Below are 25856 nucleotides of genomic sequence, written 5' to 3' on the forward strand. Positions count from 1 at the left end.
ATCCAGCGGACGGGGTCAGAACAGCAGACGCAACAGCATCAGCGTCACAATACCGGTCAATACGGTGGCCAGCAGGCTGCGGGTCTTGACGGCTACCCAGAAAGTGGGGAGGGCGGCGATTAGCTCCACATTGGTGGACAGGACTGCGAACCTGCCGCCGGTTACGAGCAGTTCTTGGGCAACCAGCGCAGCCATGACAGCAATCGGCACATAGCTCAGCCAGCGCATGCCCCATTCCGGGATCGTGATCCGGCTTAGCAGCATCAGTGGAAGGACACGGGGAATGAAGGTAACGAGCGCGGCACCGAGAATGATTATGGCAATTTCCAGTCTTATTTCCATTGTTCCATCACCACTCCAATCGTTGAGGCTACCAATGCGGCAGCTATGACGCCCATACTGGGCGACCAAAGCACAGAGACGAGCACGGCAACAACAACAGCCGCTAAGCCGACAGTGATATCCAGTCTATACTTGCGCCGTCCCATAATGGTCAGGACCAGCAGGCCAATGAACATAGCCGGCAGGGCGAAATCCAGTCCCCACTTCTCGGGGCTGGATATCCATTGACCGAGAATAGCGCCGGCGATATTAGCCAGGAACCAGTTCAGATAAGCGGTAATATTCAGGCCGTGCATCCATCTCTCGCTGATCTGCTTCCTTGCGGCGCTCTTCTGAATAGCTACGCCGAAGGTCTCATCTGTAAGAAGTGAGCCGATCAGCAGGTTGCGCAGCGGAGTCAGATGCCGGAAGTACGGCGACAATGCTGCGCTTAACAGCAGATGCCGCAGGTTAACCAGCAGAATCGTAATGACAATACCGGAGGCGCTGCTCCCGGCGGCAATCATGCCAGCGGCAATAAACTGGGCCGAACCGGCGTACAGGATGATAGAGATCATGGCGATTTCGGCAAGGGTCAGCCCCGCTGTTTTCTCCACAACGCCTGCGGCGAACCCGATGCTGAGATAACCGAGCAGAGTGGGGAGGCAGTCCTTGACCCCTTGCCAGAACGTATCACTGCTCTCCGGCACACTTGGGCTATCTGTAACCAGGCTGCCGCCGGATAGCGGCTCCTGATGAATGGATTCTGGCTTCATGGGCATGCTCCTTCTGGTTCATGGAATAGCTACTATCGCCGATAATAAATACATTGTATTAATATCTAATAATTCATAGCGAATTGCAAGGGAATATTAGCTGTAACTGTAAAAAGGGTTCCGCCGTCCGCAGAGCGATCTGCGGCAGCGGAACCCTTTTGGAGTTCGTGGTTATTTCAAGACGAGTACGCCGAACCCTTCCATCGTATAGCTCCCTGACAGGGTCTGGCCGCTTAAGAGATCCGTCTTGGCTGTCTTAAGCACAATCTGTGCCGGTTCTTCGCTGTAGTTGAGCAGGAAAGCGATACCTGTAGAGACGTCTTCCCCCGTAGCACGAATCTGCAACTCAACCTCTGGCGGCAGCTCCGCCCAATCGGCGGCTGGCGAGACCAGCCCCAGACTGCCAAGCATCTGCAGCACAGCAGGCTCATTGAACACGGCGCCGTAATACCATACTTCGCCTTGGCCCCTGGTGTTGCGGGTTACCGCCGGTTTGCCGGCATAGTAGTCGGTCGCATAGGTTGCCATGACCTCCACACTGTCCTCTTCGACATGCAGGATGTCATTGAAGGCATCTGCACCGGTCAGCGCCTCAGGATCATGGTTCCAGCGGATGGAGGTAGGCTTGCGCGTTCCTTTGACCAGCGTGAATTCTTCCACGGTTACCCCGCACATCTCCTGCGCCGCTCCGGGAAAAGGCCGCATGTAGCATTGTCCGGTAATATCCTTGTAGCCTGTGCGGCAGCCGAAGACCAGCTTCCCGCCTTGCTGTACATACTGGTCCAGCAGAGCCGCCGTATCATCGGTCATAATCGCCGGATGCGGGTAGACCAGCACTTCATAACGGGCAAGCTCTGCAAGGGTGGTATGGCTGCGCAGGTACAGAACGTCATTCGGAATATGCTTCCGCTGCAGAGCCTTGAACCATTCCTTGTTGCTCTGCCACATGAACGGGCCGTGCCAGACATCATATTCCCCGTCCCACTCATTGTCATAATCACGCACGATAGCAACGCTCGCCTGAGTCCGGCTGCCGATGAACTGCTGCCCGATGCTTGCCAGCTCCCGGCCGATCTGCTCCGCTTCCCTTACCCGCCGATTAGGCTGGTTATGGTAGTCGTTCAAGCCGTGCCAATAGATCTCATTGCCCATGGTGGCGGTCCGCCAGCGGAAATAGAGCAGCATGTCAGCGCCGTGGGCGACGGACTGGTAGGTCCACAGCCGCATCTGTCCCGGCTTCGGTGAAGGCATGTCCAGCCGGTTGACCCAGCCCCCCGGACCGGATTGCTGCTCCATGACACAGAAGTTGCTGCTGACCGAACGTACGGCCGACAGGGACAGTCCCCAGCCGCGGTCAAGCATCGGGTTCACCTCGGCTGGATCGAAGCCGATGGTAGAGAACTGCGGATACGAGTCATAGCTGAAGAAATCCAGCAGCTCGTCATTCAGCTCATGGCTGTCCAGATGTCCGAACAGCCCGTTGGTGGTAACCCACTGATTAGGAGCCAATTCCCGGAGGATATCTGCCTGGATTTTGGCAAAATGGATGGTGTTATCGGAGATGAAGCGCTTCTCATCCAGAGCCTGGTGCGGATTCGGCTGATTCGGTGAAGGAGTAGGCCGGGTGAGGCAGACCTGTGACCAGCTCGTATAGGTCTGATTCCAGAACACCGTGCCCCAAGCCTGATTGAGCTTGTCCAAGGTGGCATACTTCTTCTGCAGCCAGAGGCGGAAGGCCTGATGATCACTCTCCGAGTAGAATACATTGATCTCACAGTTCAGCTCGTTGTCAATCTGCCAGCCGACGACGCCCGGATGATTGCCGTAATGTTCAGCAAGCTTGGTTACGATACGCGCACAAAGCTCACGGTATTTGGGACTGCTGTAATTGTAATGGCGGCGCATGCCGTGCTGTAGCGTCACACCTTCATAAGTAACATTCAAGGCCTCAGGATACTTCTCTGTAAGCCAGGCAGGCGGGGTAGCCGTAGGCGTTCCCAGAATGACCTTCAGCCCGTAGCTGTGTGCCATGTCGACCGCACGGTCAAACAGATCGTATTGAAACACGCCTTCTTCCGGTTCAAAAATGGACCAGGCGAACTCAGCCAGACGTACAATGGTGAATCCGGTTTCAACCATACGCCGGTAATCGTCAGCCCACATGGATTCAGGCCAGTGCTCGGGATAATAGCAGACGCCCAGTTCAAATCGTTCTGCTGCAACAGGTTTCTTCATGTTAACCTCCAAGTGTAAAAATGTGCTTTCATTAAGCTACCAATCTATTGTATTATCAGCAGTGTATCCACTTATATAACAGAATATTGCTATTATATCATTATATTGCGTGCTTGATTCAGCGCAGGGCAGGAGGAGATTCACATGAGAAAACACTGGGTTCTGCCGCAGCCTGCTTATGCCCACTATGTATGTTATCCGGAGATGCTGGGGCATTACAGCGACTTCCCGGAGCATGCAGAGCGCAGAAGTGAGGGGTTCCTGAACAGCTATAATCTCCACATGGTTTTCGGGGGAGAAGGGTATGTATTTCAGGGAGGGGAGCGGATATCCATGAGGCGGGGCAGCGGGTTTCTTTTTCCCAGAGGGGCTTATCAGCAGTACGGTTCTGATCCCGGAGCTGCCTGGGATGTGCGCTGGATGCACTTCGCCACGGCGATGCCTCTGCCTATGCTGGAGGAGGCGGATCAGTCACGCGGCTACTTCTTCACCTTCGATCCCGGCACCGGTTATGAAGCGCTCTTCGAGGAAATGTACCGGCTCAGTGCAGGCTATGAGACCCGGAGTGAACCGCGCCTCTCCACACTGCTCTATGAGATTCTGGTTACGCTGATGCAGAACACCGAGCCGCTCCACGGCTCCGTTCCGCTGGAGATCCGGCATTCCATCCGGCTTACCGCCGACAGGATCTATAGTGAGTGTGAGCGGCCCTGGACGCTGGAGTCTATGGCCAGACTTGCCGGTTATAGCAGCTACCACTTTCTCCGCCTGTTCCGCAGCATTATGGGCAAGACGCCGAACCGGTATTTGAGCGATTGCCGGATGGCCCGGGCCAAGCTGCTGCTGGCCTCCACCAAGCTGTCCGTTGCGCAAATTGCACTGCAGAGCGGCTTTCAACAATCCAGTTATTTCATCAAGGTGTTCAGACAGCTCGAAGGGATGCCGCCGAACCAATACAGACGTTCCTTCAACTCATAGAATCAAGCCATTTTAGGACCAAGTATTAAGAAAGTTTGTTACATTTATGGCAGAATTCACGCCGCGATAGCCTTGGTTAGGTGACAAAAAGTTACAAATGGAAACAAAGGGTTACAAAGTGGATACAAATTCCACGCGCCAAGCAACTATACTATTGCTAGTAAATACATCTGGAGGGAAATAAATGAGAAAGTATAGAGTTACATATGCTGCATTGCTGGTGAGTTCACTCGTTGCCGGCCAGGTGGCTGGCAGCATCACTGCGCCTGCTGCACATGCAGCCCCGGCGGCGAAGGCCCCCGCAGTATCCGCTCCGGCGGCATTCAAGTTCAATTCCGTTCCCATGGGTGCCGGAGTGACCGCAGTACTAGAGAATATCAACATATGGAGCCAGTCCAGCGGAAACATCTTGTCATACACACTTAAATATACGAATTCCGGCAATTCAAGCGCAAGCCTAATGCATTATTTCTCACGCGTTGTCACTCCGGGAGGATCAGTACTTCCAGGTAATCCCTTAGGTGCAGATGCCCTGAAGAAGAAAGTCGGCGCCAAAGAAAGCCTTAGCGTGACTTACTATGTAAATGTGGGACAAACCTCTTCTTTGCAGGGGATTAAAATCTCGATGCTGGTCTGGGATGCCAAGACGAAGGGGTATCTGAAGCAGACGGGATCTTTTGGAGTGCCCGCTAATTATTCAACTACGGCTGCAGTTGGAACAAGCCTGAGTACAGTCATGAACGACATTCCCGTCGCGGCCAGTGCAGACTCCCTCCAGCTCTATAAATACAGCGGCAAGGTCTATGCCAAAGTAGGGGTCAGTCTGACCAACAAGGGCAATAAAGTCCTCAGTGATCCGGGCTATTCGGCTTATCTGGTATCTGCGAGCGGCACCTCCTTCGAGCTGGCGCTGAGCGGCACACAGGCGGATTACAAGATTCAACCGCAGGAGAAACGGAGCATTTATTATATTACGGAAATCCCGGCCTATCTTAAAACAGATAATATGAAGCTGCAATTCACGCAGAGGGACGAGACCACGAAGCTGGAGCTGGCTAAATCCTCTTATAAGCTTCCCGTAGCAAGCTCGCCTAATCTGGTAGTGGGCAGCGGGGTAGTCAAAAAGATTGTAGTCAATAACAACACGGTAGAAACGCTGCTCCGCAATGCCAATGTGTACGCACAGGATGCAGATGCGGTATGGACGTTCCAGATGCAGCTTAAGAATACCGGCAACAAGGCGGTAACCCTGCCAAGCTACGACCTGGCGGTCAAATCGGTGAAGGGCAAGGTTTTTCCGGTGAATTCCAAAGGTGTAAGCGGAGTCACCCTCAAGCCGCTAGAGACCAAAATTGTACCGCTTACGGTCCGCGTACCGCTTGAAGTGGATCAATCCGGATTGCAGCTGATGATGATCGAATCGGTAGGCGCCGAGAGCACAAGTGTACCTGATCCGGGCGGAACCGGCGAGACAACCGGAAATACCGGGAATACTGGAACTCCGTCCACTGCGGCTCCTGCAACACCGACTGCCAAAATGATTTTCCCGGTAGCCTACTTCGTCATTCCATATGCACTACGTACGGAAGTCACGTCCGGCCAGGAGTATATGACCACGAATTCATACGGCTCCTTCTCGTACAGCATACAGTCTCTTCAGCGTTACCCTTGGAGAGATGATGATATCGTAGCTGCCAGACTGAGAATCACCAACACCCAGAACGTGTCTCTTACGCTGCCTGAGCTGAAGGGTACCATTAAGCTGGACAAAGAAAACCTGCCTGTGACTACAGAGCTGTATATGGACAATAAGGATTCTTCTGTCCTTGCGCCAGGGAAGTCCGTGGAGCTGTATGTACTCGGCAAAATCGCCTATACCTCTGAGTTTCAGAATATGCGGATTGCCCTGAACGGCACACAGAATTCAGAGACCGTTCCGTTCCTGGATGTCAGCGTCAACAACTCGATTAACAGTATTCCGACCATCGAGAAAGACAAGAGCTACACCATTAGCGGCAAAGGCAAAACAGCCAGTGTACAGGAGAACCGGACAACGATCTATCAAGGGGAGAGCCACAATCTGGTATACACAGAGCTCTATCTTAGCAGTGAAGAGAAAAGACAGAGCAAAATGGCCCGCCTCCAGGCTTATTATAAGACCAAGGACGGCCAGTATTTCGAAGCGGGCACCAGCCAGTCGGAGAACAGCGCGTCTCCGGGTGCCAAGCAGCTCGTGGTCCTGTGGGCCAAGGTGCCTAAGGCTACAGACCTCGCGGATGTCTTACTCTACCTCGGTTCCGGTATCAAAGAGGGTAAGCTGATCGAGGCCAAGGAGGAAGCGACCGGATTCGTCAATGTGGCAGCGCTGCAGCTGAATCCGCAGGCTAACGTACCGAAGAATACGCTGGAATCAACGGCATTATATCCTTATACGATTTCTGTTCTGACCTCTGAAGGCAAGCGGGTGAAGTCATCCGATACCTTGGATATTACTATGAACTACAGCCTGAGGAAGGATAACCTCTACGATGCAGGTGTGCTGGAGCATAAGCTGATTCTGCAGATTACCGATCCGTTCGGCATCGCTACCGAGAAGGTTCTTACACTGGGCACAGACCTGATTGAAGGGACGAACAACCAGTATTCCTTCTCCCTCAGCAGACCCGTGTACAAGACGATGGACGGCGGCGCTTATAAGTTAGCCTTCTATGATGAATTCCAGGGTGAACGTCTGATGCTGGGCAGCCAGGCCTTTGGAGTCACCAACGTGGTTCCGAACAAGACACAGGAATAATCTTCATTCGCTCAACTAAAACATTCTTATATTTTTATAAAAGGAGCAGCTTCCATGTTGCGTGTTGAAGATATTACGCATTCGTACAAAAGCGGTAATGAATGGACCTCCGTTCTTCATGAAATCAATTTTTCCGTCAAAAAAGGAGAGATGGTTGCCCTGCTGGGCAGTTCAGGTTCCGGGAAGTCAACGCTTCTCAACCTGATGGCCGGCTTGATGAAGCCCACGGAAGGTCATATCTACATTGCTGATCAGGACATTGTGAAAATGGGCGAGAATAAGCTGGCTGAGTTCCGCCGCAAGAATATCGGATTTATCTTTCAGGCCTATGAGCTGATTACCAGCCTGACGGTCCGCGAGAACGTGGAGCTGCCGCTGGTCTTCCAGTCAGTCTCTCCCAGGGCACGCAAGGCCAAGGCGCTGGCGCTGCTGGAGCAGGTGGGAATTCCCGACAAGGCGGATCTCTTCCCCTCGCAGCTCTCCGGAGGACAGCAGCAGCGGGTCAGTATCGCCCGGTCGCTGATCACAGAGCCGTCGGTCATCTTCGCCGATGAACCGACGGGGAATCTGGATTCCAAGACTGAAGAAGAAATTATCGGTATTCTGCTGAACCTGAACCGGACGATGAAGACGACTTTTATCGTCGTTACTCATGAATACAAGGTGGCTGAACAAATGCAGCGGATTTTCACGCTGAAGGACGGCTTCCTGGTCACTGAATCGCAGGCAAAACCGCAAGCAGATATAAAACTGCAAAAAGAACCGCAGCTTGAGACGCAGACAGAAGTACAGGTTGAAGAGCAAATCGCTGAGGAAGCTGAACCGCAGACCATGGTAGAGGTTGAAGAACAATTAGCTGCAGGAGCTGAACGGGAAGATGTAGAGCCAGTACCGCAGACAGCAGGAGCGGATGAAGATCTGCCGGCTGAGGAACCTGAACACCAGACCGCTGAGGAAGCTGATCCTGCAGAGGGAGGGAAGCCGTGAAGATCAGAGACATTTCACGGATGGCCTGGGAACAGGTCAAACGGCGCAAGGTGGTTACAGGTCTATGTATGACCGGGATATCCATCGGCTGCGCAGCAATTATCGTGGCTTTGAGTGTAGGCCAATCTGCACAGGTCTATGTAACGGAACAAGTTAATGCCAACTTCAAAATGGATGAAATCATGGTCTCGCCCGGCGGAGGAATTCCGTCGGCAGGCGGACAGAGCGCAGGCGGTAACGGTAGCAGTGTATCGGGAGGGGGAGACGAGAACCCCGATCAGGGCAAGCTGACCGATCAGAAGCTGGAGATTATCCGCGGGCTGAACCATGTGAAGGCGGCTTCGCCTTTTCAGGAGGTCGGATATTTCCAGATGGTAACGGTAGACAACAAGATCTCGGATGTGAAGATTGTGGTCACTGATCTCCAGAAGCTGACAGCCTATGATCATAAGTTCAAGCAGGGCGGGGCGAACGACCAGATAGGAACGATAGTGCTCAATCACGGGGCTACGCTGGGCCTGATCGACCAGGAGACCCGGCAGAAGCTGTTCGAGCAGATGAGCAGCGGGACGTATAACCCCGAGCTGTACGAGCAGTATGATAAACTGTCCACTGTGCCGACTGAATTGTACCGTAAGCAGGTCCAGATTCAGGCTCAGGATTACAGTTCTACTTCACAGACAATCAAGCTTAGCTCGCCGCTCCAGGTCGGCGGCATTCTGGCAAGTCCTAAGGGAATGGATGATCAGCGGGCCTCTTTTGACCAGACTATGTATATGTCGCCGGAGACTGCCCAGCAGCTGGCCAAGGAGCTGACCTTCGATAATTCCACCACCAGTGTGGTCAATCTCCCGCCGGAAGGAACCTACAACTCGCTTACGGTCAAAGTAGACGATGTGGCGAACATTAAGCCGGTGGAGCAGATGCTTCAGAAGCTGTCACTGAACGCTCAAGATAATCTGTACCAGCAGGAGATGCTGAAGGAGCAATTTGATATGATCAAAATGGCGGCGCTCGGTATCGGGGTGTTCATCCTGATCATCGCTTCCATCTCCATCATAGTGGCCATGACCATGTCCACCCATCAGCGGCGGCGCCAGATTGGGATTATGAAGGTCCTCGGGGCCAACATGGGACAGATCCGTAATATGTTCATTACCGAAGCTGCACTTTTAGGGCTGCTCGGAGGCATGCTGGGTGTCGCTTTCTCCTATTTAATTGTCATGGCGCTCAACAAGCTGGTAGGCAGTGCAGGGGACGGGATGAATTTCTTCATTCCGACGACGAATCTGCCGATCGGGATATCCTTTGCCATTATGACCGGCGTGCTGTCGGGGATCTATCCGGCGATCAGCGCTTCCAGAACCGATGCATTAACTGCTATTAAACGAGACTAACCCTAAGCTAGAAAGGAAGCCGAAACAATGAAGAGGACTCTAAAGAAGAGCCTGAAATGGATCATAATCTTAGGTATCATCGGAACTGCCGGTTATTTCGGATATACCAAATTCTTCAAGGCTGATGATACCGCTGATCTCCCGCCTGAACCGATGCAGGTAATCAGCTTCCCGGTAACGGAAGAGACGTTAACCAGCTCCGTACAGATCAAAGGCAGATCGCAATACCAGAAGGAGACGCTGGTGTATGCCCCCTTTGCTTCCAAGGTGACTGCCTGGAAGGTGGAGAACGGGGCACAGGTGAAGAAGGGCCAGGTGCTCTTCACTCTGGATCAGAGCACACTCCGTAATGAGATTGCCACGGCGGAGGCAGCCGCCCGCAAGGCGAAGCTGGAGGGGGAACTGAATGCTTTTGTCGCGCAGCAGGAGGATGATTCTTCGGCCCCGGCCGGTACGGAAGCGGAACGGCTGAAGGCCCTGGCTGCCCAGGAAACCGCCCGTCTGAGCGATGAGCTGAACCAGGTGAATGCCGAAATTCAAGCCAAAGAGCTTACGGAGAAGAAGGCGAAGCTGAACACTGCGGTATTCCATGCACCGGAGAACGGCATCTTCCTCTTCGACAGCAGCACAGAACGGCCGCAGACTGTCACCGATAATCAGTACATCGGCAAGATTGTGGACACCAACAAGGTAGAGTTCATAGCACAGGTCGGGGAGCAGGATATCTTCCGCATCAAAAAGGGCATGAAGGTGAAGGTGAAGATGACGGCCGTAAAAGATCTGGTCCTGGACGGGGAGGTAACCGATGTGGCCAAGTTCGCCACGACGACCACCGGACAGAACACAGCCGGCCAGCTTCCGCAATTCGAGGTGGTCATCTCCATGCAGCCGGACGAGCATTTGATGGGCGGCCTTAGCCTGAGCGGAGACGTCGAGACCTCACGCAAAGAGAAGGCGGTAGTTGTATCCAATATCGCCGTCATCCGTGAAGGGGATCTGGCCTTCGTTATGGTGGACAAAGGAAACGGCCAATACGAACGCAAAGAGATCAAGACTGGAATGGAAACAACCGATAAAACAGAGGTGCTGTCGGGACTGAAGGCAGGAGACACGGTGGTTCTGCAGTAGTTGACAGCAGATGATGGGCCCAAACCGTATATAGCCCCAAACCTGGTTGATTGCCGGGTTTGGGGCTTTTTGAATAGAAAGTATAGGCGTGAGTGGCGCGCGGCGGATCATCTAAGTGGAAATAGTACATCTAATTTATGGTCGCAGGAACAATTACTTATAGCAGTTGGATAAATAACACTTAATCAGACCGAATTCTGTTGAGATTATGGGACTTGGTGGATTAAATGTACTTTTTCCAACTGCTTCCCCACAGCGCATGGTTTCGGCTTAATTAAGTGCCTTTTTTCCAACTCTGACGGTTCATCCCACGGGTTAGTGGAGTAATCTCCCCCTAAGTATATAAATGGTTGAGAGTGTACCGATTCCGCGTGTTAACTACTTGTTCTGCTGATACGGCTTACGCCAATCCTTGATATCACTGTTCAGTCCGGTGAGATCAGGCAAGGGCACCGCTTCGTCCGTTAACTGATACTTGGCCTTCAGCGCCAGAATACGGTAGACACTCTCATCAATCCGGGCTTCGGAGATGCTGCCGTTCTTGACGCTGTCCAGCAGCGCGGCGCGAACGGCTTGTTCATTCTTGTATTCATGGGCGACCAGCAGGATATCGCTTCCAGCCAATACGGATTCTACTGCCGCAGCTGGGAGGCTGTAATTCTTAATGATTGCGCCCATGGTCATGTCATCCGTAATGACTACCCCTTCGTATCCCATCAGCCCGCGGAGCTGCTGGCCGATAATCACTTGGGACAGGGAGGCGGGCTTGTCCGGGTCGAGCTTCGGATATAGAATATGGGCCACCATTACAGCATCGGCCTTCTCCCGGATCGCTGCCTGGAATGGGAGCCATTCCAGTTCTGCCAGTTGGGTCTCCGTCTTGTTGATGACTGGCAGCTCCAGGTGTGAGTCTACCGAGGTATCGCCATGGCCAGGATAATGCTTGACCACGGGAATAACGCCTTCACGCTCGAGCCCCTGCATCTCGGCAATGCCGAGCCGGGTGACCAGCTCTGCGCTGCTGCCGAAGGAACGGTCACCAATTACCGGATTATCCGGGTTGCTGTTGATGTCGAGCACCGGCGCGAAGTCCATATTGAAGCCGGAGGATTTCACTGCCCGGGCAAGCAGTTCGCCCATCGCTCCGGCAGCGGCGGTATCATCTCCGCTGCCGACAGCAGCGTTCGATGGGAAGGTGGCATAGTCATCGGGGAGACGGCTGACCTTGCCGCCTTCCTGATCGACACTCATGAACAGCGGTGCGGGATTCCCCGCATTGCTCTGCTTCAGAGCGTTGGTCAGCTGCACCAGCTCCTTCAGGCTGCCGACATTATTAGAATACAGAATGATTCCGCCGACCTTATCTTCGGCAATCATCTTCAGGGCTTCTGCTCCTGCCGCTTTGCCTTGGATGCCGACCAGCAGCATCTGCCCGATCTTCTCCTCCAGGGTCATTCCGGCGAGCTTCCGGGAGACCGGGTCAGGAGTCGCCGAAGCCTCAGGTGACGGGGTCACTGGGGCATCGGTTGCCGCAGGCACAGGCGTCTGTGCGGCAGCCGGAGAGGCTGGCACCGCTGCCTGGGAGGAACCTGCGTTTGTCAGTTGTGCTGAATTTCCATTCCCCTCACAGCCGCTTGCCAGCAGCAGAGAGGCGGAGGCAGCGAGCAGGAGGAGAGCGCGGCGGGGGGAAGTATTGTTTATTTTTTGACGGCTGAACCATTTCATAGGGGGAATCTTCCTTTCGATTGCGGTTTGGCGGATAAGGATGATAGAATGAATAAGACATTACATATGAACTGCTTCAAGCATAATCAATACTATAGGATGAGGTGACCTGTCAATGAAAGAGCAATTAATGAACACGCTTAATGAACAAATGAATTTCGAATTCTATTCTGCTCATGTCTATCTTGCGATGGCTGCGTATTGTTCCGGTGAGAGCCTGGACGGATTCGCCAATTTCTTTCTGGTGCAGGCTGAAGAAGAACGGTTCCATGCCATGAAGATCTACAAATTCCTGAATGACCGCGATTACCGTGCCACCCTTGCGGCGATGCCTGAACCGAACAATGAGTATAGCTCCATGCTGGATGCATTCGAGCATGCCTTCGCCCATGAGCAGCAGAACACGAAGAAATTCTATCATCTGGCGGATCTGGCCCTGGATGAACGGGAGCATGCGACGATCTATTTCCTGAAATGGTTCATCGATGAGCAGGTGGAAGAAGAGGCACTCTTCAGCAACATTATCGCCAAGCTCAAACGGATCGAAACCGACAGCAATGCCTTCTATATGCTGGATGCAGAATTTGCAGGACGTTCATTTACACCGCCAGCGGAGTAGAGGACAGCTAGGGTAACCATTCATACGCAAGCTTAGCGGCATTCTCCTGAAGAGGGGGAAGCCGCTTTTTTGTGTGCAAATATAAGAAATTATATGTTTCACACGATAACTTATCCTTCTATTTCTCGCTGAAACGGTACCGTCCTTGAGAGGACGGGAACGCCGTTTCTGCTTGGCCGACCTAAGGTCCCCATATACTTAGACTACGTTTTGCGAGAAAAGTTACACGGCCTGTCAGCAGCAGATAGACTGCAAAGTTGAACAAGGGCAAAGAATGTAGGGAGCCGCAACTTACTTCCGGGTTGCCAACTCTATTTAGCGGGGTTAACTCTTGCGCTGTCCGGCAACACTGTTTCTCTAGACCCACCCGTAAGTCAGCGTGTAGTATGGAACAATACTAATCTTTGGAGGTCCTTTTTCTTGGAAAATTACAGCGATATCAAACAAAGTGAAAAAGGAGCATGGCTAAGTCTTTTAGCATACATACTCTTATCTGCAGTCAAATTATTCATAGGAACGGTGTCAGGCTCTCAGGCACTCCTGGCTGACGGGCTGAATAACAGCACCGACATTATTGCTTCCCTGGCCATTCTGACCGGACTCAGGATTTCCCGCAGACCCCCGGATTCGAACCATGGCTATGGTCATTTCAGAGCAGAGACAGTTGCCGCACTGGTCGCCTCTTTTATCATGATTGCTGTAGGCTTCCAAGTGCTCTATCAGGGTGTGAATAAATTCATCCAGCCTGTGCTGGAGACCCCTGATCTGATTGCCGCATGGACGGCAGCTGCCTGTGCTGTGGTTATGATCGCAGTATACCGGTACAACATCAGGCTTGCCCGCAAGCTCAACAGCAATGCCATGCATGCAGTGGCACAGGATAACCGTTCGGATGCGCTGGTCAGCATGGGAGCCTTCGTCGGTATTATCGGCTCACAGTTCGGCATTCCCTGGTTAGATCCGCTCACAGCTACGATTGTCGGATTGCTGATCTGCAAGACGGCCTGGGATATTTTCCGCAAAGCTACACATGACCTCACCGACGGCTTCGATGCCGGTAAGCTGGAACTGATGAAGCAGACGGTAGCTGAGATTGAAGGTGTGGAGTCGATTAAGGATATCAAAGCCCGTATTCACGGTAATAATGTGCTGGTCGATACTACAGTACTGGTGGATTCCAGTCTGAATGTGGTGCAGAGTCACGATATTACGGAGGAGATCGAAGATCAGCTTAAGGACCGTCATCAGGTCGCTACCGTACTTGTCCATATCGAACCGATGTGATCAACAGGTGTACAACAAGAATAGGTTATATGAATTGCCTTGCCTTCGGGTGGGGTGATTTTTTTGTACTGTATTTTAGGAAAAGCGTTCATCTTTCTAGCCCAAACTTGCCCGCATTCCATTACCATGTATATAATAACAATATGTTATTAACAACCGAATCCTATTAATCGATTCAAGACAAGGAGAATATCCATGCCAAATCAACCCGTAACCGACTCTAACGGCTTGAACGAGGAGCAATTCCTGCAGAATTATAATGCGGGCAACTACGAACGTCCGTCTGTCACCGTCGATATGCTGATTTTCACCGTGATGGAGCGGGAGCAGAATAACTACCGCAAGCTGGCGGATAAGTCCTTACAGCTCTTGCTGATTCAGCGCGGGGAGCATCCTTTTCTGGGACAGTGGGCCTTGCCGGGAGGGTTCGTAGGGATCAGTGAGAGCGTAGAGGAAGCAGCCCGCCGGGAGCTGTACAGCGAAACTAATATCGATAATATCTACATGGAGCAGCTGTATACCTGGGGCGAGGTAGACCGTGATCCGCGGATGAGGGTGATCAGCTGCTCCTACATGGCGCTCGTGGACCGCAAGGCTCTGGACGTACAGGCAGGGGATGATGCAGCCGCAGCTGCCTGGTTCGATGTCTCGTACCACATTCTGGAGACCCGCCGCGAGGTGCTGGAGCAGGACGTCCGTCAGGAGACACTGGTGGAGATTATACTGGAGAGTGAGCAGGAGAAGCTAAGCGGGGTGGTCAAGCTTACCGAGACTATTCAAGGGCATGTCCGACAGGTCAGCCGTGAGATCGTGCGCAGCGCGGGGTTTTCTTTTGACCATCTGCTCATGGTGCAGTATGCCATCGAACGTCTGCGCGGCAAGGCGGAATATACCGATATTATCTTCAATCTCATGCCGCCGTTGTTCACCTTGTCCGAGCTGCAGCGTGTGTATGAGATTATCCTCGGCAAAGAGCTGCTCGCCGCCGCCTTCCGACGCAAAATCGCAGAGCGGGTCATCGAGACGGATCAGAGCACCCGGGATGCCGGACACCGTCCCTCGAAGCTGTACCGGTATAACCGGGAATGGAATTTATTTTGAGAATGCCCTTCTGTCCGGCAACGCTGCCTTGTGATGTTCTTAATAGAACTTTCATAGGGAAAAGCAGACAATTAGTTATATTTTGACTATTGTGTTTATGGCAAAGGACAGGGTGAGCCTATGATTAGCTGGAAGGATTCGTATGATATCGGAGTAGAAAAGATTGATTGTCAGCACAGGCAGCTGCTGGTGAAGCTGAACGACTTTTTTGACGCTTGCAGCAACCAGCAGGGCAAAGAAAAGATCGAAGAGACGCTGAGGTTCCTCAAGGATTACACCGTGGAGCATTTCGGCAGTGAAGAGCAGTTAATGAAGGACATCGACTTCCCGGAGCTGACGGAGCATCAGAAGACACACGCTGAATTCGTGCAGACGGTGTTGGAACTGGAGGAGACGATTAAGACCAAGGGCGTATCCGTATTATCCACGATCAAGCTGAACCGGACGCTGACGGATTGGCTGATCAATCATATTCACAAATGCGACAAGCTAATCGGTGAATGCATCGCTGCCAAAGGTAACCGGGCGGGCTAACTGAATGATCGGGAACAAGGAAATGCTGTAAGGCATTTCTTTTTTTATATTAGCTGCTTGGACCGGATGCGCCGCGTAGGCCGAATGTAATCGAAAAACCGATCATAATTGGACTGTAAGCTCTACGTAAGCCGAATGTAATCGAAAAACCGATCATAATTGGACTGTAAGCTCTACGTAGGCCAAATGTAATCGAAAAACCGATCATAATTGGACTGTAAGCTCTACGTAGGCCAAATGTAATCGAAAAACCGATCACATTTCTATAAGAGTTACCAAAATACTTCAATGAACCCTATTGCCTGTTGATATTATCATAGTATTCATTGTGTTTAAGGGGGGAGGATCATCATGGAATGCCTCGGCTGCAGAATCGCGAACGGGCTTGAGCCTGACCTGAATATCGTCTATGAGAATGAATATATCACCTGTGTACTCGATATCGAGCCCTTCAATGAAGGCCATACCCTGATTCTGCCGAAAAAGCACTATTGGGACGTCGATGAGATGGATGCGAAGACTGCACATGCTGTTATGGAGGCTTCACAAAAGCTCTCCGCGCTGCTCAAATCTCTTTACCAGCCGGACGGGATCAGAATTATTGCAGACGGCGGTAAATTCAATGATCTGACCCACTATCATATGCATGTGCTTCCCCGGTATGAGGGGGACGGGCTACTGTGGGGAGAACCGCTGCACCCGGACGGAGCAGGGGAACGGCTGGGCGAGACGAGACGGAGAATGGTCGAAGGATTGGTGGAGAAAGAACCGATGCTAAAAAAAGCGATGGACACCCTGGAGTTTCTAAGTCAGGATGCGGCAGCGCGAATGGCTTATAATGCCCGGATGAAGGCGCTGAGCGATGAACATTCCCGTATTGAAGGAGCCAAGTCCGAGACGAGCAAAGAAATTGCCATTAAACTTCTGGAGCGCGGCATAGACCTGCAAACCATTTCCGAAGCCACCGGCTTATTGCTTGAAGAAATTAAGGAACTGAGACAATAAGCGAAAACACACATTCCTTCAACGGCAGCCGCAGGGCTGTCTTTCTTTTTTGTCCAAGGGGAACTCAGGTTTATCACAGGTTGACGGCACAGTTTATACCTGGTGAATACTTTGTGTTATGATTTGAAGTAGATCGTATAGAAACTTACTTTAAGGGAGTGGAATGAAGTGAAAAACATGCGGATGCTGGCCGGGGCTGCGGTCATGGTGCTGGTGCTTGGACTGGTGAATGTCTACATTGGATGGCATCTGTCCGTATTGCTCCAGGCATGGCTGCCGGGGATGAATACTGCTGCGTACTGGACTATCTTTCTTGTCATTTCCTTCTCTTATATGATTGGCCGGGTGCCGCTGCCGCAGGCGCTGAGACCGGTAGGCAGGTTGTTCAAGGTGATTGGCTCTTATTATCTGGCTTGTATGGAGTTCGCCGTGATCATGCTGCCGCTGACCGATCTGCTCTATGGTGTGCTGGCGCTCGCAGGCGTGGGACTCTCCGCATTCGTAACGGAAGCCGGGACTACAGTGCTGGTATTGCTCGCTGTCTTCCTGGTCTGGGGATCGCGCAATGCCTGGAGTACTGTGGTGCGGACCCACCGGCTTAAGGTGGAAAAATCCATCGGAACCAGCGTTCCGCTGACGGTAGCAGTAGCCTCCGACCTCCATCTGGGCAACATTGTCGGCAACCGCCATCTGCGAAGAATGGTCATGGAGATGAACGCGATGAACCCGGATATCATTCTGCTGGCCGGGGATGTGCTGGATGACAGCATTGAGCCTTTTCTCCGCAATGGGATGGAGCAGCAGCTGAAGCAGCTGACGGCACGTTATGGAGTCTACGCCGTGCTGGGGAATCACGAATACTACGGCGGCTCGATTGCGCAGTATACCGAGGTTATGCGGAGTGTTGGCATTCAGGTGTTACAGGATGAAGTGGTGGAGACGTCGGGAGTCTACGTGGTCGGGCGCAAAGACAAGACTGCCGAGCACATGGAGGGTGGACGGCTCAGCGTGGAGACTCTTCTACAGGGAGTGGACCGCAGCAAGCCGATCCTGATGATGGATCATCAGCCGACTGGCTTCGGGATCGCTTCGGAGGCTGGAGTGGATGTGCTGCTGTCTGGACATACCCACCGGGGGCAGATTGCACCGAATCACTGGATTACCCGGCGGTTGTTCGAACTGGATTGGGGCTACCTGCTCAAAAACAAGCTGCATGTCATTGTCTCCTCCGGCTACGGAACCTGGGGACCGCCGATCCGCCTGGCCAGCCGCTCAGAGCTGATTAAGCTGGAACTTGTGCTGGATGGCAGCATGAGCTTTGGTGCAGACAAGGTGTCACCTGCGGCTAAGCCTGTTTTGATCTAACGGAAACCTGCATGTGGCAGGATTGAACCCTCTACCTTCCTTAGGGAAGATAGGGGTTTTTTTCGGGTTATGGAGGAGTTATTCATTTTCTTTTGACATTCCTGCCGGAATCCGCTAATCTATCTGTAGAAATAGTTAAGCTATTAACTAAATGGAGTTGACGACTGCTAATGGATGATTTACAAAAGATTGTGCTTGAGCTGCCGCTTGAAAATGAGGTTTTTTTCGCCTTGGTGGGAGCGACAGCGGGCACTGTGGCCGTCTCCGAGAAATACTGGCAGGCGCAGGGGCTGAACGGGGCAAGAATCCGCGTACTGGTTGAGATTGCGAAGCACGGGGGATCGATTCTGCCCTCACTGCTTGCTGAGCGAATCGCGGTAACCAAAGCCAACATCAGCCTGCTGCTGACTCCGCTGGAGAAGGATGGCTATATTACGCGGGCGGCTCACGCACAGGATGGCCGTAAGACAGTCATTTCGCTGACTGAAGCAGGTAAGCGCCTGCTGCTGGAGCAGCTGCCGGGGAACCGGAAAGCCGTTGCGGCGGTAATGAACCGGCTGGATGAGCCGGAGCTGCAGCTGCTGCTGGAGCTGCTGAATAAGCTGAGCAGAGGATAGAAGGTGTGGAATGTTCCGCATGCCGGGAGGCTGCCCGCAGACAGAGATTATATATAGCAGATGGAATATGACGGTGGATATGTGAAGAAATCTGATTCCAATAAGGAAAGGATGTTATCGCCTATGACGACAATATTGATTACGGGAGCAAACGGGCAACTGGGAAGTCTAATTCTGGAGAATCTGCGTAGCCGCATCCCTGTAGGGCAGATCATTGCCGGAGTAAGAAGTGTTGAGCAAGCTACTTTTATCCGGGAGCAGGGAATTGAAGTCCGCAAGGTGGATTATGATCTGCTGGAAACACTGAATGAAGCTTTTCGCGGGATTTCCCGGCTCCTGCTGATCTCCAGCTCGCATACGGATGACAATGTTCGTCTGTCCCAGCATAAGCGGGTGATTGATGCGGCTAAACGAAGCGGTGTGAGGCATATCCTATATACTGGTTTTGCATTCTCAGGGCGGAGAACAGATCAGAGCAAGCCGGATAATGTGCATACATTGACGGAACAGGCGATTATAGAGTCCGGGCTGGAATATACCTTTTTGCGCAATGCTCTTTATATTGATTTCGTAGGGGTGCTGGGGCTGAAGGAAGCCCTCTCCAGCGGAGAGCTGGTGACGGCACCGGGAGAATGGAAGTTTAACTCGGTAGGCCGACGGGATCTTGCATTGGCTGCTGCTGCTGTGCTGGCCGAAGAGGGAGCAGGCAACCGGATCTATGAATTGACCGCTCCGCAGACCTGGGATTTTGGCGATCTGGCCGAAGTTCTGACAGAGGTTGCCGGCAAGCCGGTGGTGCACCGTCAGGATGACGGAATTCAGCACTGGATCTATGCTTTTATGAGCAAGCTGGATACGGCTTCCACCTCCGGGGATTTGGAGCGGCTTATGGGCAGACCGGTCACCCCCTTGCGGGACAGCATTCTGCCTTTTATAGTGTAGGACGTACTGACCTAAGTGAGCTTGTTGGTTTGGAGTCCTATTGTTTTGAGCAGGGTTTGTTGCTAGTATGATGACATTGATCAGGCAAGCCGGAGGGAGCGTATGTAAGTTGAAAAAGATACTGGTAGCCGACGACGATGTTCATATCCGCACGCTGCTGCGGCATGTTCTTACCAGAGAAGGATATCAATCGATAGAAGCCGGAGACGGGCTGGAAGCGGCGGCACGCATGAAGGAGCAGACGGTCGATCTGGCGGTGGTGGATGTGATGATGCCGCATATGGACGGATTGGAGCTGTGTGCATACATAAGGGAGAACTATGACATTCCCGTCATTCTGCTAACGGCCCGTCAGCAGCTCAGTGATAAGGAGCAGGGTTATCTGCACGGGACGGATGATTATGTGACCAAGCCTTTTGAACCGGAGGAGCTGATCTTTCGCATCAAGGCCTTGTTCCGCCGTTATTCCATAGCTTCAGATGACCGGATTCGCCTGAATTCGCTGGTGATCGACCGTAAGAATTACGAGATCAGTGACGGGACAGAGGTGCTGCTGCTGCCCGTGAAGGAATTCGAACTGCTGGCCCAGCTGGCCCAATATCCGGGACGCCTGTTCACGCGTGGTGAGCTGATTGAGCTGGTCTGGGGAGCGGACTACGAAGGGGACGAGCGGACGGTGGATGTGCATATCAAGCGCCTGCGTCAGCGGTTCAGTGAATACCAGAATGATTTTATCATCCGCACGGTCCGGGGAATTGGCTACAAAGTGGACATGGTGACCTCATGAGATCGCTCTATGTACGGATGAGTATTATCTTCTGCTCGGTGATTATGATCAGCAGCGTGCTGGGATTTCTGGTCTCCAACCTGTATTACCAATCCCAGGTCAAGCCGAAGAATGATGCTAAGCTGACCCGGATGGCCATAGGTTTGCAGCAGTTCATTGAGGATCACCCGGATGCTGTGGAAGAATATCTCCTGAGCACGGCTTCTCTGGGGTACAAAATGTATCTGGTCAATGCCGATGGAGAGGAACGCTTCTACGGCCTGCCTTTCCGCAAAAATGACCTCAAGGAGGAAGCGCTGCGCAGTGTGCTGGCCGGAGAGATTTACCATGGGGTGGGTAATTTCCCCGGCCAGCTGTTCGTGACAGGGTTCTTTGATAACCAGCTCAGCAATTCCATTGGGGTGCCGGTCCATATTAACGGGGAGACCTATGCCTTGTTCATGCGTCCGGATGCCCAGGTGCAGTTCGGGGAGCTGCGGATCTTTTTTGTCGTGATTATCGGGGTCATTATTCTGCTAAGCCTGTGGTTCATGCTGATTACTGTATTTCATGTGGTGCGGCCGATCACCCGGTTAACCGAGGCCACGCTCCTTATCTCCAAAGGGCGCTACGACATTAAGCTCTACACCGCACGCCGCGACGAGATCGGCCAACTGGCTTCCCACTTCATGACGATGAGCCGTGAGCTGGAACGCACAAACCGGGCAAGACAGGAGTTTGTCGCCAATGTCTCGCATGAGATTGAGTCGCCACTAACCTCTATTCAGGGCTTCGCCCATGCGCTCCAGGACGGTACTCTGCCGGAAGCCCAGCGTCTGGAGTATCTGTCCATTATCGGGGATGAGAGCCGGCGGTTGTCCATGCTCAGCACACAACTGCTCACCTTGTCCTCACTGGATTACGATGAGAATGCCCTGCAGAAGAGAAGCTTCGATCTGCGCGCCCAACTGCGCCAGGTCATTCAGATTATGGAATGGCATCTTACGGAGAAAGAGCTTGCGGTGCGGTTGCATGCCGGAGACATCACGCTTGCGGGCGATTCCAATCTGCTCTATCAGGTGTGGATGAATCTGGTGACGAATGCGATCAAATACACCCCGGCGGGCGGGACCCTTAGTATCGCAGCCCATGTGGAGGGCCAGCAATGTATTGTGACGGTGACTGACAACGGTGCAGGCATTCCGGCGGAGCAGCTGCCGATGATCTTCGACCGGTTCTACAAGGTGGATCAGTCGCGATCCCGTGAGCCGGGTAGCAGCGGGCTGGGGCTGGCCATTGCCCAAAAGATCGTCCAGGCGCATGGCGGAACCATCGAGGTGACGAGCACAGTAGGAGAAGGGACCACGTTCACTGTCACTCTGCCCTGCCACCCTAACGATATAGATTGATTAGTCCTTCATAAAATAGATGAAAGCAACGGAGGGGAATTTGGAACTGTAGGAGCGATAGCGTACGCCTTTGTTACCGGATTTCTACCACGGATAGTGGTATAAATCAAGAAATCCGGGAACAACAGCGGCCGGAAGTCCAATATTCACCGCAGTTGCGTCTGCCATCTGTTTTTGGAAGCGGCTATGTTCAATCTATATAGTGTAATTCTTTATTCATACTCCGTTCATCTTCACTCTCTAAACTGTGGATATACAGATTAGAAGGAGTGGTTATATGTTCTTGGCAATTCGGGAGATGAGGCACTCCAAAGCACGCTACAGTCTCATTATGGTGATTATGCTGCTGGTCTCGTTCCTGGTGCTGTTCGTCACCGGCCTGGCTAGAGGTCTTGCTTATGCCAACATTTCGGCGCTGAAAAATATGCCCGCCAATTACTTTGCCGTGCAGAGCGATGCGGATCATACCTTCAGGCGTTCACAGTTAACGGATACGGAGCTTGCGGCTGCCCGGTCAGTAGCCGGAGAGGCGAACGCGACTCCGCTGGGGGTACAGACTAGTACAATTACAGCTGCCGGTGCGGATGTGAAGGCGGATATTACTTTTTTTGCCGTAGATATGACGGGCATGCTGGCTCCTGAAGTAACGGAAGGCGCCGGATTCACCAATGAGGTTCAAGGCAGCGCGGTTGCAGACTCCAAGCTGGAACAGTCCGGCGTTACCATTGGCAGTACGATCCGTGATCAGGCTTCCGGCATGAGCTGGACGGTTACCGGCTTCGTGAAGGACAGCTCCTACAGCCATACTCCGGTGGTCTATATCAATCAGCTGGACTGGCAGGCGATGAAGCAAGGAACGGTTCAGGGAGGCGGAGGTTCAGGCAAGGCCAATGCCCCGTACAATGTAATCGCGCTGGATGTAACGGCGGCTCAAGCTGGGCAGATTGCAGATCAGCTACAGTCCGTAGAGGTAATTACGCAAAAACAGGCGATCGCCAGTGTTCCCGGTTACTCCGCCGAGCAGAATTCGCTGCTGATGATGATTGTGTTCCTGTTCGTGATTGCCGCAGTAGTTCTTGCTGTATTCTTCTATGTCATTACGATCCAGAAGACCAGCCAATTCGGTATCCTGAAGGCGATGGGGACCAAGATGTCCTATCTGGCCTGGAGTGTAATCGGTCAAGTGATGCTGCTGTCTGTCGCCAGTCTGGTGCTGGGCATATTGCTTACGCTTGGGATGAATATGGGCCTGCCCGACACGATGCCGTTTGAGCTGGACGGACAGACGATGGCGATGACCAGTCTGCTGTTCATAGGGATGTCCCTGCTGGGCTCGTTAATTTCGGTAGCAAGAGTAGCTAAGGTGGATGCCTTGGAAGCGATAGGGAGGACTGGAGCATGAGTGCGAAATTAGTGATGAAGCAGGTAACCAAGACTTACGGGGATGGGGACGGGGCGATGACCGTTCTGAACCATCTGGACCTTACGGTGAACGAAGGCGAATTCATAGCAGTACTGGGGCCATCCGGCTCCGGGAAAAGCACGTTTCTCTCCGCAGCTGGTGCGCTGCTTACGCCCACCAGCGGAGAAATCCTCCTCGACGGCGAGTCGCTGCGTGACAAGGACAAGGGGGAATTGACCGAGCTGCGGCTGAAAAAAATCGGCTTCATGTTCCAAAGTGCGCAGCTGCTGCCGTTCCTGAAGGTAGAGGAGCAGCTGCTCTATGTAGCGAAGCTGGCTAAGCTCAGCCCGAAGGAAGCGAAGGTGCGTGCCGCCTATCTGCTGAAGCGTCTGGAGATCTGGGAACGCCGCAACCATTACCCCGAACAGCTGTCCGGGGGCGAGAAGCAGCGGGTGGCGATTGCCCGGGCGTGGATGAACAAGCCGGCCATTCTGTTCGCAGACGAGCCTACAGCCAGCCTGGATTACAGCCGTGGCCGGGAAGTGGTACGGATGATAGCCGACGAGGTGCGGAGCGAAGGCAAGGCTGCTGTAATGGTTACTCATGACGAACGAATGCTGGACTGGTGCGACCGGGTGCTGCATCTGGAGGATGGCGTGCTGGTTGAAGCGCATAGCCTTAATTAATTGGAACTGAACCCTGGGGACGGGGTTCAGTTTTTTTGATTGCCGGTTTCCCGCTGCAGAATGCCTTCACACGCCCGAGTAGGCCATAAACCCGCCGTCTACGGGAATGGTTACCCCGGTTACGAACCCGGACATGCGCTCATCGGCCAGCCAGAGCAAGGTGCCGAGCAGATCCTCCGGTGTGCCGAAGCGGCGCATCGGGGTCTGGGAGATGATTTTGAGCGAACGTTCGGTTAGTTCACCGTTCGGGTCCTTCAGCAGCTGTTCATTCTGTGCAGTGACGAAGAAGCCGGGGGCGATGGCATTCACCCGTATGCCGGACTCTGCCAGATGAACCGCAAGCCACTGTGTGAAGTTGTTGATGCCTGCCTTGGCCGCACTGTAAGCCGGAACCTTAGTCAGTGGCGATGCGGCGCTCATGGAGGAGATGTTGATTACCGCTGCTCCGGGGCGTCCGAGCATCTGCTTGGCGAAGATTTGGGTTGGAATTAATGTTCCGGTCAGATTGAGGTCAAGGACCGTTCGGAACCCGCTCACGGACAGATCGAAGAAGGAGACGACATCGGGGTTCTCAAGGTCTCCCGGCTCTAAGGTCTCCTTGGTGGTGATCGCAGAAGGCTGATTCCCCCCGGCTCCATTGATCAACAAGTCGCAGAGACCCCAGTGCTTGCGGATCTCATCCGCTGCCTGCCGGACACTCCCGGCATCCATAACATCGCAGGCCAAGGCCAGGGACTGGCCGCCGCCGGAAGTGATCTGTGCAGCCAGAGCGGCCCCTTTGGCCTCCGTACGGTTCAGGATGGCGACCTTCATGCCTTGACGGGCCAATTCCAGCGCCATAGCGCTGCAGAGGGCTCCGGCTCCTCCGGTAATTACAGCGGTCTTGCCTGCCAGTGCAGGCTGTAATGCCAACTCGGACATAGTGATCCAACCCTTCTTGGTGAAAATATGATCGTGCGTCAGGTTATATCAGTCTGCGGATCTTTGCTTATAATATTGCGGATATTTCTCCATCAGCATCTCCTGGTCGGCGATCGTCAGGGCCATATGCTCCTGCATAAGCTGATCCCCTTGCTGAATATTATGCTGCTCAATGGCTTCATATAGACCATAATGCTGCCGGTACAGATGCTCCCAGTTGTGATCTGCCGTGAGCTTGAGCATCCGGCTGCGGTTCAGATGAACCTTGATCTGCTGGATGACCTCCCAGGTATTCTTTTTATTGCAGCCCATGAAAATCACATGATGGAACTCTTCGTCCAGCATGAACATTTCCTTATAGTCCTGATCCTCGATGCAGAGCTTCTGCTTGTCCAGATTAGCCTTCAGATCGATAAGATTCCTGGCCTGGAAGTCGCTGCAAGCTTCCCTGATAACCGCCCGCTCCAGATGCTCGCGCATGAAGCGGGCTTCTTCCACGAGCTCGGAATCAATCAGGGAGACCACCGTTCCCCGCTGGGGGTATACGGCAAGCAGGCCCTCCTGGGCCAGACGGACAAAAGCCTCACGGACCGGAGTGCGGCTGACACTGAACTTCAGCGAAATCTCCTTCTCCGAAATCCCGGTTCCGGGCGGCAGCTCCAGCAGCAGAATCTGATTCTTCAGTGAACGATACACGATGTCCCTTGTGGAGAGTGCTTGTGTACCGATAGTGTATTCCATCGTGTAACCCTCCTGTTAATGATTAATGTAAGCACTACCATACTACCATACTTGTATGGTAGTATGGTAGTGCGAATGGGCAGAAGCGCCTGCTGTCCGCTTCAGGACGGTATCCGTGGCCCG

21 protein-coding genes and 2 pseudogenes are annotated in these 25856 nt (G+C 53.0%); 17 read left to right on the top strand and 6 right to left on the bottom strand.

Annotated elements, in window-relative coordinates:
* Positions 1 to 15: 15 nt before the first annotated feature.
* The 3 genes from NST69_RS13645 to NST69_RS13655 form a co-directional block, all read right to left on the bottom strand.
* The gene (locus tag NST69_RS13645; protein ID WP_339256466.1) at positions 16 to 342 is read right to left on the bottom strand and encodes an AzlD domain-containing protein; all 327 of its coding nucleotides are present in this window, start codon (positions 340 to 342) and stop codon (positions 16 to 18) included.
* The gene (locus NST69_RS13650) at positions 333 to 1097 is read right to left on the bottom strand and encodes an AzlC family ABC transporter permease (protein ID WP_083684804.1); all 765 of its coding nucleotides are present in this window, start codon (positions 1095 to 1097) and stop codon (positions 333 to 335) included. Before NST69_RS13650 ends, NST69_RS13645 begins: the two co-directional genes overlap by 10 nt.
* 171 nt (positions 1098 to 1268) lie before the next feature.
* The gene (locus NST69_RS13655; RefSeq protein ID WP_342549606.1) at positions 1269 to 3332 is read right to left on the bottom strand and encodes a beta-galactosidase; all 2064 of its coding nucleotides are present in this window, start codon (positions 3330 to 3332) and stop codon (positions 1269 to 1271) included.
* Positions 3333 to 3476: 144 nt separating this feature from the next.
* On the opposite strand from NST69_RS13655, the gene NST69_RS13660 reads away from it, so the two are divergent.
* From NST69_RS13660 to NST69_RS13680, 5 genes and pseudogenes are all read left to right on the top strand, one after another.
* The gene (locus NST69_RS13660; protein ID WP_036728714.1) at positions 3477 to 4310 is read left to right on the top strand and encodes an AraC family transcriptional regulator; all 834 of its coding nucleotides are present in this window, start codon (positions 3477 to 3479) and stop codon (positions 4308 to 4310) included.
* Between the two features lie 184 nt (positions 4311 to 4494).
* A complete protein-coding gene (locus NST69_RS13665; RefSeq protein WP_342549607.1) occupies positions 4495 to 7104 on the top strand; it encodes a hypothetical protein in 2610 nt (869 codons plus the stop codon).
* Between the two features lie 54 nt (positions 7105 to 7158).
* Positions 7159 to 7821, top strand: a pseudogene (locus NST69_RS13670) (ABC transporter ATP-binding protein); the annotation flags it as partial.
* Between the two features lie 266 nt (positions 7822 to 8087).
* The gene (locus NST69_RS13675) at positions 8088 to 9488 is read left to right on the top strand and encodes an ABC transporter permease (protein WP_342549608.1); all 1401 of its coding nucleotides are present in this window, start codon (positions 8088 to 8090) and stop codon (positions 9486 to 9488) included.
* Between the two features lie 27 nt (positions 9489 to 9515).
* Positions 9516 to 10616 carry an efflux RND transporter periplasmic adaptor subunit gene (locus tag NST69_RS13680; protein ID WP_342549609.1) on the top strand — a complete coding sequence of 367 codons (1101 nt, stop codon included), beginning with the start codon at positions 9516 to 9518 and terminating at the stop codon, positions 10614 to 10616.
* Positions 10617 to 10994: 378 nt separating this feature from the next.
* Here NST69_RS13680 and nagZ read toward each other — a convergent pair whose 3' ends face one another.
* Positions 10995 to 12341, bottom strand: a complete 1347-nt coding sequence (gene nagZ / locus NST69_RS13685; protein ID WP_342549612.1) for a beta-N-acetylhexosaminidase — start codon at positions 12339 to 12341, stop codon at positions 10995 to 10997.
* Positions 12342 to 12456: 115 nt separating this feature from the next.
* Between nagZ and NST69_RS13690 the strand changes: the two genes are divergently transcribed.
* The 12 genes and pseudogenes from NST69_RS13690 to NST69_RS13745 all read left to right on the top strand — a co-directional run bounded on the left by NST69_RS13690 (position 12457) and on the right by NST69_RS13745 (position 24071).
* Positions 12457 to 12960: a ferritin gene (locus NST69_RS13690; RefSeq protein WP_036728710.1), complete on the top strand. Its 504-nt coding sequence runs from the start codon at positions 12457 to 12459 to the stop codon at positions 12958 to 12960.
* Positions 12961 to 13380: 420 nt separating this feature from the next.
* Positions 13381 to 14244 carry a cation diffusion facilitator family transporter gene (locus NST69_RS13695; RefSeq protein ID WP_340979326.1) on the top strand — a complete coding sequence of 288 codons (864 nt, stop codon included), beginning with the start codon at positions 13381 to 13383 and terminating at the stop codon, positions 14242 to 14244.
* A 195-nt stretch (positions 14245 to 14439) separates the two neighbouring features.
* The gene (locus tag NST69_RS13700; protein WP_036728705.1) at positions 14440 to 15345 is read left to right on the top strand and encodes an NUDIX domain-containing protein; all 906 of its coding nucleotides are present in this window, start codon (positions 14440 to 14442) and stop codon (positions 15343 to 15345) included.
* Positions 15346 to 15465: 120 nt separating this feature from the next.
* Positions 15466 to 15879 (top strand): bacteriohemerythrin, encoded by a 414-nt coding sequence (locus tag NST69_RS13705; protein ID WP_081751292.1) that lies wholly within the window; start codon positions 15466 to 15468, stop codon positions 15877 to 15879.
* A 351-nt stretch (positions 15880 to 16230) separates the two neighbouring features.
* Positions 16231 to 16551: pseudogene (locus tag NST69_RS13710) on the top strand (HIT family protein); the annotation flags it as partial.
* A gap of 510 nt (positions 16552 to 17061) precedes the next feature.
* The gene (locus NST69_RS13715) at positions 17062 to 18249 is read left to right on the top strand and encodes a metallophosphoesterase (RefSeq protein WP_342550174.1); all 1188 of its coding nucleotides are present in this window, start codon (positions 17062 to 17064) and stop codon (positions 18247 to 18249) included.
* 170 nt (positions 18250 to 18419) lie between these two features.
* A complete protein-coding gene (locus tag NST69_RS13720; protein WP_342549613.1) occupies positions 18420 to 18866 on the top strand; it encodes a MarR family transcriptional regulator in 447 nt (148 codons plus the stop codon).
* 123 nt (positions 18867 to 18989) lie between these two features.
* Positions 18990 to 19808, top strand: a complete 819-nt coding sequence (locus NST69_RS13725; RefSeq protein WP_342549614.1) for an SDR family oxidoreductase — start codon at positions 18990 to 18992, stop codon at positions 19806 to 19808.
* Positions 19809 to 19917: 109 nt separating this feature from the next.
* Complete coding sequence (locus tag NST69_RS13730; protein ID WP_342549615.1) at positions 19918 to 20595, top strand: response regulator transcription factor; 678 nt, start codon at positions 19918 to 19920, stop codon at positions 20593 to 20595.
* Positions 20592 to 21983, top strand: coding sequence for a HAMP domain-containing sensor histidine kinase (locus tag NST69_RS13735; RefSeq protein WP_342549616.1), 1392 nt, complete (start codon positions 20592 to 20594; stop codon positions 21981 to 21983). Before NST69_RS13730 ends, NST69_RS13735 begins: the two co-directional genes overlap by 4 nt.
* A gap of 277 nt (positions 21984 to 22260) precedes the next feature.
* Positions 22261 to 23385 carry an ABC transporter permease gene (locus NST69_RS13740; protein ID WP_340953191.1) on the top strand — a complete coding sequence of 375 codons (1125 nt, stop codon included), beginning with the start codon at positions 22261 to 22263 and terminating at the stop codon, positions 23383 to 23385.
* On the top strand, positions 23382 to 24071 hold the full coding sequence (locus NST69_RS13745; RefSeq protein WP_036728687.1) for an ABC transporter ATP-binding protein: 690 nt from the start codon (positions 23382 to 23384) through the stop codon (positions 24069 to 24071). The genes NST69_RS13740 and NST69_RS13745 overlap by 4 nt, the downstream gene beginning before the upstream one ends.
* A gap of 66 nt (positions 24072 to 24137) precedes the next feature.
* Here NST69_RS13745 and NST69_RS13750 read toward each other — a convergent pair whose 3' ends face one another.
* Together NST69_RS13750 and NST69_RS13755 are read right to left on the bottom strand one after the other, a co-directional pair.
* Positions 24138 to 24992, bottom strand: coding sequence for an SDR family oxidoreductase (locus tag NST69_RS13750; RefSeq protein WP_342549617.1), 855 nt, complete (start codon positions 24990 to 24992; stop codon positions 24138 to 24140).
* A 48-nt stretch (positions 24993 to 25040) separates the two neighbouring features.
* Positions 25041 to 25733 (bottom strand): GntR family transcriptional regulator, encoded by a 693-nt coding sequence (locus NST69_RS13755; protein WP_342549618.1) that lies wholly within the window; start codon positions 25731 to 25733, stop codon positions 25041 to 25043.
* Between the last annotated feature and the right edge of the window lie 123 nt (positions 25734 to 25856).

This window comes from Paenibacillus sp. FSL P2-0089 (genome assembly GCF_038595095.1).
GTDB lineage: Bacteria > Bacillota > Bacilli > Paenibacillales > Paenibacillaceae > Paenibacillus_AQ > Paenibacillus_AQ silagei.

Coding starts and splice junctions, on each gene's coding strand:
- NST69_RS13645 (WP_339256466.1), bottom strand. CDS start 342: ATGGAAATAAGACTGGAAATTGCCATAATCATTCTCGGTGCCGCGCTC.
- NST69_RS13650 (WP_083684804.1), bottom strand. CDS start 1,097: ATGAAGCCAGAATCCATTCATCAGGAGCCGCTATCCGGCGGCAGCCTG.
- NST69_RS13655 (WP_342549606.1), bottom strand. CDS start 3,332: ATGAAGAAACCTGTTGCAGCAGAACGATTTGAACTGGGCGTCTGCTAT.
- NST69_RS13660 (WP_036728714.1), top strand. CDS start 3,477: ATGAGAAAACACTGGGTTCTGCCGCAGCCTGCTTATGCCCACTATGTA.
- NST69_RS13665 (WP_342549607.1), top strand. CDS start 4,495: ATGAGAAAGTATAGAGTTACATATGCTGCATTGCTGGTGAGTTCACTC.
- NST69_RS13680 (WP_342549609.1), top strand. CDS start 9,516: ATGAAGAGGACTCTAAAGAAGAGCCTGAAATGGATCATAATCTTAGGT.
- nagZ (WP_342549612.1), bottom strand. CDS start 12,341: ATGAAATGGTTCAGCCGTCAAAAAATAAACAATACTTCCCCCCGCCGC.
- NST69_RS13690 (WP_036728710.1), top strand. CDS start 12,457: ATGAAAGAGCAATTAATGAACACGCTTAATGAACAAATGAATTTCGAA.
- NST69_RS13700 (WP_036728705.1), top strand. CDS start 14,440: ATGCCAAATCAACCCGTAACCGACTCTAACGGCTTGAACGAGGAGCAA.
- NST69_RS13705 (WP_081751292.1), top strand. CDS start 15,466: ATGATTAGCTGGAAGGATTCGTATGATATCGGAGTAGAAAAGATTGAT.
- NST69_RS13715 (WP_342550174.1), top strand. CDS start 17,062: ATGCGGATGCTGGCCGGGGCTGCGGTCATGGTGCTGGTGCTTGGACTG.
- NST69_RS13720 (WP_342549613.1), top strand. CDS start 18,420: ATGGATGATTTACAAAAGATTGTGCTTGAGCTGCCGCTTGAAAATGAG.
- NST69_RS13725 (WP_342549614.1), top strand. CDS start 18,990: ATGACGACAATATTGATTACGGGAGCAAACGGGCAACTGGGAAGTCTA.
- NST69_RS13735 (WP_342549616.1), top strand. CDS start 20,592: ATGAGATCGCTCTATGTACGGATGAGTATTATCTTCTGCTCGGTGATT.
- NST69_RS13740 (WP_340953191.1), top strand. CDS start 22,261: ATGTTCTTGGCAATTCGGGAGATGAGGCACTCCAAAGCACGCTACAGT.
- NST69_RS13745 (WP_036728687.1), top strand. CDS start 23,382: ATGAGTGCGAAATTAGTGATGAAGCAGGTAACCAAGACTTACGGGGAT.
- NST69_RS13750 (WP_342549617.1), bottom strand. CDS start 24,992: ATGTCCGAGTTGGCATTACAGCCTGCACTGGCAGGCAAGACCGCTGTA.
- NST69_RS13755 (WP_342549618.1), bottom strand. CDS start 25,733: ATGGAATACACTATCGGTACACAAGCACTCTCCACAAGGGACATCGTG.